Annotated in this window: 8 protein-coding genes and 2 pseudogenes; 4 read left to right on the top strand and 6 right to left on the bottom strand. The window is 33.0% G+C overall.

Features of this window, described 5'->3' with window-relative positions:
* Positions 1 to 488 precede the first annotated feature (488 nt).
* Positions 489 to 662, top strand: coding sequence for a DUF302 domain-containing protein (locus A5849_RS13360; protein ID WP_195805225.1), 174 nt, complete (start codon positions 489 to 491; stop codon positions 660 to 662).
* Positions 663 to 827: 165 nt separating this feature from the next.
* Here the strand turns inward: A5849_RS13360 and A5849_RS13355 are convergent.
* A protein-coding gene (locus A5849_RS13355; RefSeq protein ID WP_101735382.1) for an IS3 family transposase occupies positions 828 to 1,990 on the bottom strand; the annotation gives its coding sequence in 2 pieces (ribosomal slippage) (positions 828 to 1,714 and positions 1,714 to 1,990; 1,164 coding nt in all).
* 115 nt (positions 1,991 to 2,105) lie between these two features.
* On the opposite strand from A5849_RS13355, the gene A5849_RS13350 reads away from it, so the two are divergent.
* Positions 2,106 to 2,615, top strand: a complete 510-nt coding sequence (locus tag A5849_RS13350; protein WP_002295345.1) for a hypothetical protein — start codon at positions 2,106 to 2,108, stop codon at positions 2,613 to 2,615.
* 450 nt (positions 2,616 to 3,065) lie between these two features.
* Here A5849_RS13350 and A5849_RS13345 read toward each other — a convergent pair whose 3' ends face one another.
* From A5849_RS13345 to A5849_RS13335, 3 genes and pseudogenes are all read right to left on the bottom strand, one after another.
* Positions 3,066 to 3,473 (bottom strand): type II toxin-antitoxin system death-on-curing family toxin, encoded by a 408-nt coding sequence (locus tag A5849_RS13345; RefSeq protein WP_002330410.1) that lies wholly within the window; start codon positions 3,471 to 3,473, stop codon positions 3,066 to 3,068.
* A complete protein-coding gene (locus A5849_RS13340) occupies positions 3,470 to 3,703 on the bottom strand; it encodes an addiction module antitoxin (RefSeq protein ID WP_002295764.1) in 234 nt (77 codons plus the stop codon). The genes A5849_RS13345 and A5849_RS13340 overlap by 4 nt, the downstream gene beginning before the upstream one ends.
* A 194-nt stretch (positions 3,704 to 3,897) precedes the next feature.
* A pseudogene (locus A5849_RS13335) lies at positions 3,898 to 4,774 on the bottom strand (IS30 family transposase).
* A 238-nt stretch (positions 4,775 to 5,012) separates the two neighbouring features.
* On the opposite strand from A5849_RS13335, the gene xerS reads away from it, so the two are divergent.
* Both xerS and A5849_RS14815 read left to right on the top strand, forming a co-directional pair.
* The gene (gene xerS, locus A5849_RS13330; protein WP_002330406.1) at positions 5,013 to 6,098 is read left to right on the top strand and encodes a tyrosine recombinase XerS; all 1,086 of its coding nucleotides are present in this window, start codon (positions 5,013 to 5,015) and stop codon (positions 6,096 to 6,098) included.
* 189 nt (positions 6,099 to 6,287) lie between these two features.
* Positions 6,288 to 6,392 (top strand): annotated as a pseudogene (locus A5849_RS14815) (IS30 family transposase); the annotation flags it as partial.
* A 50-nt stretch (positions 6,393 to 6,442) separates the two neighbouring features.
* On the opposite strand, the gene A5849_RS13325 reads toward A5849_RS14815, so the two are convergent.
* Together A5849_RS13325 and A5849_RS13320 are read right to left on the bottom strand one after the other, a co-directional pair.
* Positions 6,443 to 7,123, bottom strand: a complete 681-nt coding sequence (locus A5849_RS13325; protein WP_175400440.1) for an IS6-like element IS1216 family transposase — start codon at positions 7,121 to 7,123, stop codon at positions 6,443 to 6,445.
* Between the two features lie 245 nt (positions 7,124 to 7,368).
* Positions 7,369 to 7,923: a tyrosine-type recombinase/integrase gene (locus A5849_RS13320; protein WP_002301108.1), complete on the bottom strand. Its 555-nt coding sequence runs from the start codon at positions 7,921 to 7,923 to the stop codon at positions 7,369 to 7,371.
* Positions 7,924 to 8,002 lie beyond the last annotated feature (79 nt).

Below are 8,002 nucleotides of genomic sequence, written 5' to 3'. Positions count from 1 at the left end.
ACTGCGATTTCTTCATTTATTGCTAGTTATATGGCTTACCGTGAGTTTTATAACAATCGCAGTCAATTAATTATATGATTTGGGATGATACACTACTCTTAAAACCAGTGGTTACAATTTTATGTAGTTAAAAGAAGACCTCACGAGAATAATTGCAAAAAGAACTTCATTTTTTAAGGAAGAAGGATATTTTTGTCATCGAATCTTTGGAACGACTAGGGCGAAACTATGATGAAATTTTTTATATAGTGCAGTAACTGGATTAAAAGGATATCGGACTGATTGTTTTGAACATGCCTATCCTCAACCAATGAGAACTTTCGACGAAATCATGTTCTAGAAAGAAATTTCTATCCAATAAGAATTCCAAATCATGGACACTATTATCAAAGAAGCTTTAATAGATAAAATATTCAAAGCAGATTCTAAAAAAGTCGATTCCACAAAATATACATGAAATGAAAAATGGAGGAATATAAGTGAACTTTATGTATGAAGTTAAAACAACTAAATCATTACAAGCGGCAACAGAAGCACTCATTGAGAAACTCAAAGAAAGAGAATTTGGTGTATTGTATCAAGTTAATTTTAAAGAAAAAATTAAATCTAAAGGGTTAGATTTCCCTACAAATTTTGAGGTATTAGAAGTATGTAATCCATAACAAGCAAAAGAAGTATTGGAAAAACGTATTGAAGTTGTGGAATGGCAACAGTTTTTTTGACAAATTTTATAAGGTGCAGAACTTCTTTCCGTATGCTATTCCGATTGTCCTTGACAATGAGCCTCCTCAGATGTGACGATCTTCGGCAGGAGCTAACAGTTAAAGTTAGACTGCCTCGCTAGCGTTAGCACATCCGAGCTCATTATCAAGGATTCGCTGCGCCAATCTCTGGTTACGGTAACCAACCGGTGTCTCGTAGCCAAGTGTACCGTGCAACCGAAGGTGGTTCCACCAATTGACATAGTCAAATAACTCCAAATCCAATTGTTGTAAGGTTTCAAATGTGTATTGATAGACAAATTCTACTTTCAGCGACTTATAAGTTGATTCAGCTACGGCATTATCAAAAGGACAGCCTTTATGACTCAATGATCGATTGATGTCAAAAGTTGTTAATAATTCATCAATAACTTGGTTATCAAACTCTTTTCCACGATCAGTATGAAAAATCTCAACCTCTGTCAGAGGTTGTTTGATACGGCTAAATGCTTTTTTTACTAGAACGGCATCTTTATGTTCTCCACAAGAATAGCCGAGAATTTCTCGATTGAACAGATCCAAAATGAAACAGACATAATTCCATTTTTTCCCGACTCGTACATAAGTCAAGTCTGTTACGATCGCTTCTAATGGGTTGTCTCTTAAGAATTTACGATTCAATACGTTTGTCGTTTTGGCTTCATTGCAAGTAGAATGATGTACTTTAAAATAAGCAACAGTATAGCTCGATTTTAATCCTCTATTTTTCATGATTCTACTAATTTTTCGTCGGCTGATCTGAATGCCTCGTTTTGATAAGGCTTTTTTTATTTTTCTTGAGCCATAGGCCTTTCGGCTGCGGATAAATTCTTCAGCGACTACTTCTTCAAGTTCTGATTCGTCTTTCTTTGGTTTTGATTGATAATAATAGGACTGACGTGATAGACCTAATATTCTGCACATCGCTGATATAGGGTAAAGATGCTTATTCGCATCGATTACTTGTCTCTTCGTCCGAATATCAGCGCTGCTTGCTTTAAAATATCATTTTCCATTTCTAATTGCTGGTTTCTTTTACGTAGTTCTAACAATTCTTTTTGTTCAGGCGTAAGATTATCTTTTTCTTTGAATGAACCACTCGTTTTAGATTGCTTTACCCATTTGTCAAATGCTGAAGCCGTTAGTTCATATTCTCGAATGATTTCTACACGTGGCTTTCCAGCTAAGTAAAGATTGACGATTTGTTGCTTGAATTCTTGTGAAAAAGTTCTTCGTGTTCTCTTAGACATAAAAATTCCTCCTGGTATGTTTTCTTCTAGTCTACACACCTTAATTTTTCTGTCTAGTTAATTGTAGCCTATCCAAAAGTAAGGAATTACAAAAAGAGAAAGAAGAGAAGGAAGAATGAAAAAGGTATTATTTGCGGTTAGTTTAGTTGTTAATATAGCACTAGCAGGAGGATTATTTTATACCATTACAGAAATGAATAAGCTTGATGACCAACGGGAAAGCTTAGCAATCAGTAACGAACAATACAAAAGGAAGCTAGATGAAGCTAGCAGCACCAACGTGGACACTCAAGAAGCCGTAGAATCCTCTACAATTGTTTATAGCAATGAATCCAGTGAAACCCTAACAAATTCGGAAAGAAGCACAGCTCCAGCTACAGAAACTGTTTCTCAAAAAGCTACTATAACAATAGGAAGTAAAGTATTCACGTTTATAGTAAATGGCTTGACAATAGAACACGATTCTAGCAGAACAGGAAAAATGACCGAGCTTTCTCATGAGTTTCCAGTGATTGTTACTACTCCTAGTGCTACCCTTAACGGTATATTGGTGCAAGACAACAATGATAATAATTGCTATATAATGGTAGACGGTCAAACTCTATACAGAGGAACATACCAATAAATTTTGAGTCTTAATATGACTGATATTTATAAAAAATTCCTGATATTAGAACAAGAATACGCTGTCTTCAAATGTATAATATTACAATAGCACGATATAGCAATATTGTTATATCGTGTTTCATAATAATTAAGAGCTTTAAAATTAGTATTTATTAGATACTTAAACGCTATTTTAGTATTGATAAATTGTTACCAGCAACAAAAAAGAAGTTACTTAGTGCTAACTTTTGAGCAACTGCTAGAGGAGGTAGGATATGGCTAATTATCCTGTAATTTTTATTGTATTTTCTAGAAATGTAATTATTCTCTTAAACATTCCAGCATATCCAAGTATATAGAAAATTTACGTTTTCTGTATAGTTGGATTTGAATTATAGCTATTTGTAATTTACTTCAATTATTTCGCTATAGCAGCTAATAACACTATAAAGACACATACAGCAACTCCTTAAATGGGTTTCGTATGTGTCTTTATAATGTTGATCACTTCATATTTTAGTTGGTCAAAATCCTTATCATATGTAGCAATATATACCACTAAATTTACAGCATCTTTTTGATCAATAGCTAAAAGCTGTCCATTGATTTTCAAAAAGACAAAAGTAGCTAAGAAAGCAGTACGTTTATTTGCATTATGAAAAGGATGTTTCTTTATCAATTGTATAAGTAGGATAGCTGCTTTTTCATAAATCGAAGGATAAACCTCTTCACCAAAAGCTGAGGCTCGAAGTTGTCCTACACACAGTTCTAAAGCATTCGCGTCCTTTACACCAATGGGTTCATTAGGAGAGTATTTTTTTATTTGGATCACATTCATTTTTATAACATCTTTGGCTTCTAGGTAATGAACACTCATTTATCGACAAGCTCTCTAAAAGTAGTATCATATTCAGTTAATGCTTGAGATATTGCTACATCGATCTCATCAGATAAGGTTTGTTTTTTTGTAATTGCTGCTCGAAGTTTTTCTTCATCTAAAAAAACCGTATCTCCAGGATTTAACCCATTTTCTTTAAGAAACTCCTTTGAAATAGTTAATACTACTGAATTCCCTACTTCTCTGAATTTTCTTTCTTTGATTGCCATAGTCTTCTCCCCTTTTTTGTTTGTATATACAGTATATACGCTTATTGATTTTAAATCAATCGTAGTCCCTCTCATGTCTAACTCTATAGAAAGATTGTTCTTTCTATATAATTTAGACAATTTAAAAAATTAAGATTGCCTCCTTCTGTTTCCTTTCCTATTCATGTATACCATTTATTTTAAATTATTAATTGTCAAATTAAGTTAGACAATTCCTCTTTGCATATGTGACTCAAGAATACTTCTATTGGTGTTTTATAGTTTAATGATTTTCGAGGGATATTATTTCTTTTCGATGCAATAGATTGGATAAAAGATTCATCAACTTCGTTGAAGTCCATTTGCTTTGGTAAACCATCTTTACGTAATAAACCATTAGAGTTTTCATTTAAACCTCTTTGTGATGGTGTACCAGGATCTGCAAAATAGATATCAATATCATTGATATTACTGATTGATTTCCAATTTGAAAATTCCTTTCCACAATCAAAAGTCATTGATTTGAATAGATGCTTAGGTACAGATTGCATCCATTGGTTCAAACGATTTTCAATATCTATAGCTCGTCTGCCTTCTGGCTGAAGAGTGATGATTACTTTAGATAATCGCTCAACGAGGGTAATAACAGCACTTTTGTGCTTTTTACCTACAATAGTATCCCCTTCAAGGTGGCCAAATTCTTGATTGAATTTAGAATAATCATTTCCTCTGTCACGAAGTGATCGACGAAAAGATTGTTTTCCCCGAGTTTCTTTGTGTCCGTTGGCTTTACGTTTTCCTTTCATAGGTAGGTGAGTCACTTCAAATACGCCTTGTTTAAACATACGATAAAGTGTACGCATAGAACAAGAAATAGAAAAATCTGCACGGCCAACAATCACATCAGGTGTCCAACCTTGAACAACCCTCTTTTGAATATATTCTGTTTGTTCATCTGATAAGATGGTAAACTTTATGAATCGTTTGTCTAGATCTATTCAATAGTACTGCGGTTTTGGCTACAGATTGATGATTATTATAATACGCCTCTATCATTGCAAGTTCATTTGATGTAAGATGGGTATAGGTCATTTGTCTTCACTCCTTATAATTCTTTTGCGGGAACTATCTTGAGTGTAGCACAAATGACTTTTTTATTTGTCTAGCTTAATTTTACAATCGGCGAATTATTAAATCTATACCTATTTATCTGCTTTTTTGAAATAAATTAATAAATTTCAGAGTATACCAATTGACAAAACACTCTATAATTGGTATAGTCCAATTATAGAAATACTCCTCTCCCCTACTTATCGAAAGGATGAATAACATGAAAAATACAGAAATATATCAAAAAATAGATACAATCATACTTCATATGCCCGATTATATAAAAGATTTTGTTCAAGATCGTGAGGATAAAGATCAATCACCTCGAACTACTTTAGAATATCTAAAAAATTATAAGCTCTTTTATGAATGGCTTCTGAGTGAGTCTATCGTTCCTGATACTTCAATCACCTCGATAAGACAGTTAACTGCCTATGATCTAAACTTGTACAAATCTCATTTGAAACGTCGCACAAAGGAAAATGTAAAAAAAGAGACAACAAAAACTAAGCTCAAAGATAATAATAACTTAGGTCTATCTACTTCTACTATCAATAGAAATATCACAGCATTAAAGGTTCTATTTAAATATCTTTCGAAAAGTTCCAATAATCCTTTAGGAAAACCATACTTAGAAAATAATCCTATGGATCAAGTAGCAACTATCACAGATAAAACTACGTTAGCTGCCCGTGCAAACGCAATCGAGAAAAAATTATTTCTAGACGAAGATACACAAAATTATCTAGATTATATTGCCAATGAATATAAAAAAACTTTGAGCAAACGAGCTTTGATCTATTATCAACGAGATGTAGAAAGAGACCTGGCGATCAATGCATTGATTTTAGGATCTGGATTAAGACTCTCCGAGGTTGTAAATATTAATTTAGATGACCTATCTTTAGAAAAGAATAATGTGGTAGTAACTAGAAAAGGAAATAAGAGAGACGCAGTAAATATAGCAGCATTTGCAATGGAATATTTAGCTAATTATCTAGCTATTCGGAAAGAACGATACAAAGTAACAGAAAACGAAAAAGCTTTATTTCTAGCAATTTATCAAGGAGAAGCCAAGCGTATATCCGGTATTGCAATCGAACGGATGGTAGCAAAATATTCAAAAGGATTCAGAGTCCAAGTCAGTCCACATAAATTACGTCATACTTTGGCTACTAGACTCTATCAACAGACAAATTCATTGGTATTAACTGCCCAACAATTGGGACATACAAGTACAAATACAACAACTTTATATACTCATATAGACAATGCAGCTACAATTGATGCTTTGAACGCTTTGTAAATATAGTAAAAAATAGTATAATAATGAAGCCTGTCTCTAAAATTAGATAAAAGCCCAACTTTAAAGGCAAGCTTCATTATCATTTTTATATTACGCGAATTGTAAAATTAAGTTAGAAAAATAAAAAGGCATTTATGGTACACTCAAATTGTATTTCCGACGAAAGAAAACAAAGGAGTGTAACCATAAATGACCTACAAACATCTTACCATAAACGAACTGACAATGATAGAATCATATTATCTTCAACATAATAAGCCGGTTGAAATCGCTAACCGAATGGGACGTGCGGTTCTGTTGCAAAGTTTTAAATAAAGAATAAAATCCCTTACGGTATCTATGATTTAAGCTGGGATTCCCAATAATACCTTGATTTCAGTACAGACCGAAAACCCGAAGAGAGTGCCTTCTTTTCGGGTTTTCTTATATAATCCTCGAATGGCTTCCATGCCTTTAATCGTGGTAGAGGCAGTGCGTAAACTTCGATAGAATTTATTGCGTCTCTTTACTGGACGATGGTCTTGTTCAATCAAATTATTCAGGTATTTAATGGTACGATGTTCTGTCCCTTGATAAAAGCCGTATTCTTTTAGTTTCTTAAAGGCACTTGTAATAGAGGGGACTTTATCTGTGACTACAACCTTCGGTTCATCAAACTGCTTCACTAACCGCTTAAGAAAAGCATAGGCTGCTTGTGTGTCCCGTTTTTTACGTAACCAAATATCCAAGGTTAAACCATCTGCATCGATGGCTCGATACAAATAATGCCATTTTCCTTTAATTTTGATGTACGTTTCATCCATTTTCCATGAATAAAAGGATTTTTTATTTTTCTTTTTCCAAATTTGATAGAGTAGTTTGCCATATTCTTGCGCCCAACGATAAATCGTCGTATGAGAAACGTTAATGCCACGATCATATAAGATTTCTTGAACTTCACGATAGCTAAGGTTATAACGAAGATAGTAGCCCACGGCTACAATAATCACATCCTGCTGAAATTGCTTTCCTTTAAAATGACTCATCGTCATTCCTCCTGCTATCTTTTTCTATTATTCTACCTTATTTGATAGTAGATTTAAAACTTTGCAACAGAACCAAATCATTCTCTATATAATAATCATTATCAACTACAACGTTTTGTTCTATCTCTGGTATTCTATTGTAAATGTTACTAAACGTTTTAAATACTTCCGAAAATTCAGTTATCTTCATTAATCTCGCCTTCTAAGTTTTCATTATACACAAAAAATATATCCTAATATCTCAATTAGCCTCCCAATTTAAAACCACGTAACGATGCCCCTATTTCATCTTCAGTTATACCAATGTACCTTTTTGTAATTGCTTGCGAGCTATGATTAAAAATAAACATTAAGGTAGCAATGTCTCTAGTTTTCTTGTAGTAGTGATACCCAAAAGTTTTTCTTAATGTATGTGTTCCTATATCATCTCTTCCTAATTTTTCTGCTATATCTGCATATATCTGATAGACACGATCCCTTGTTATATGTCGACCTTGTTGCCGACTTGGAAATAACCAATCATTTTCTTCTTTACCTTCAGTATATAATAAAATCTCTTCTCTCAAATTATCTATAAAAATCGGTTTTCGCTTACCTGTTTTATGTTCAACAATAATAGGCTTACTTTTACCTCGTATGTCTCCAACTTTTAATCCTATAATATCTGACATACGTAACCCATTATTGATTCCAAACAAAAATAAAAAACTATCTCTTTCTGGATTACTTGTTCTTCTTAGCCAAAACTGAAAATCTTGTATCTCTTCATTTGTCCTTAACGGTTGTACATTATAGCTCACTATTGTTTCCCTTCTTAAAAATATTCTGAGTTCATGATTATATATATATTTTACCATAATCATGAACTTATATATATAC

Origin of the sequence: Enterococcus sp. 10F3_DIV0382, from assembly GCF_002140245.1 — a bacterium.
Taxonomy (GTDB): domain Bacteria; phylum Bacillota; class Bacilli; order Lactobacillales; family Enterococcaceae; genus Enterococcus_B; species Enterococcus_B lactis.
The sequence above is the reverse complement of the archived record's forward strand: the minus strand, read 5'-3'. Positions and strand labels throughout refer to the sequence as shown.

Excerpts from the sequence above, each read along its gene's own strand:
- xerS (WP_002330406.1), top strand. The coding sequence starts at position 5,013 with ATGAAAAATACAGAAATATATCAAAAAATAGATACAATCATACTTCAT.
- A5849_RS13345 (WP_002330410.1), bottom strand. The coding sequence starts at position 3,473 with ATGAGTGTTCATTACCTAGAAGCCAAAGATGTTATAAAAATGAATGTG.
- A5849_RS13325 (WP_175400440.1), bottom strand. The coding sequence starts at position 7,123 with ATGAGTCATTTTAAAGGAAAGCAATTTCAGCAGGATGTGATTATTGTA.
- A5849_RS13340 (WP_002295764.1), bottom strand. The coding sequence starts at position 3,703 with ATGGCAATCAAAGAAAGAAAATTCAGAGAAGTAGGGAATTCAGTAGTA.
- A5849_RS13360 (WP_195805225.1), top strand. The coding sequence starts at position 489 with ATGTATGAAGTTAAAACAACTAAATCATTACAAGCGGCAACAGAAGCA.
- A5849_RS13350 (WP_002295345.1), top strand. The coding sequence starts at position 2,106 with ATGAAAAAGGTATTATTTGCGGTTAGTTTAGTTGTTAATATAGCACTA.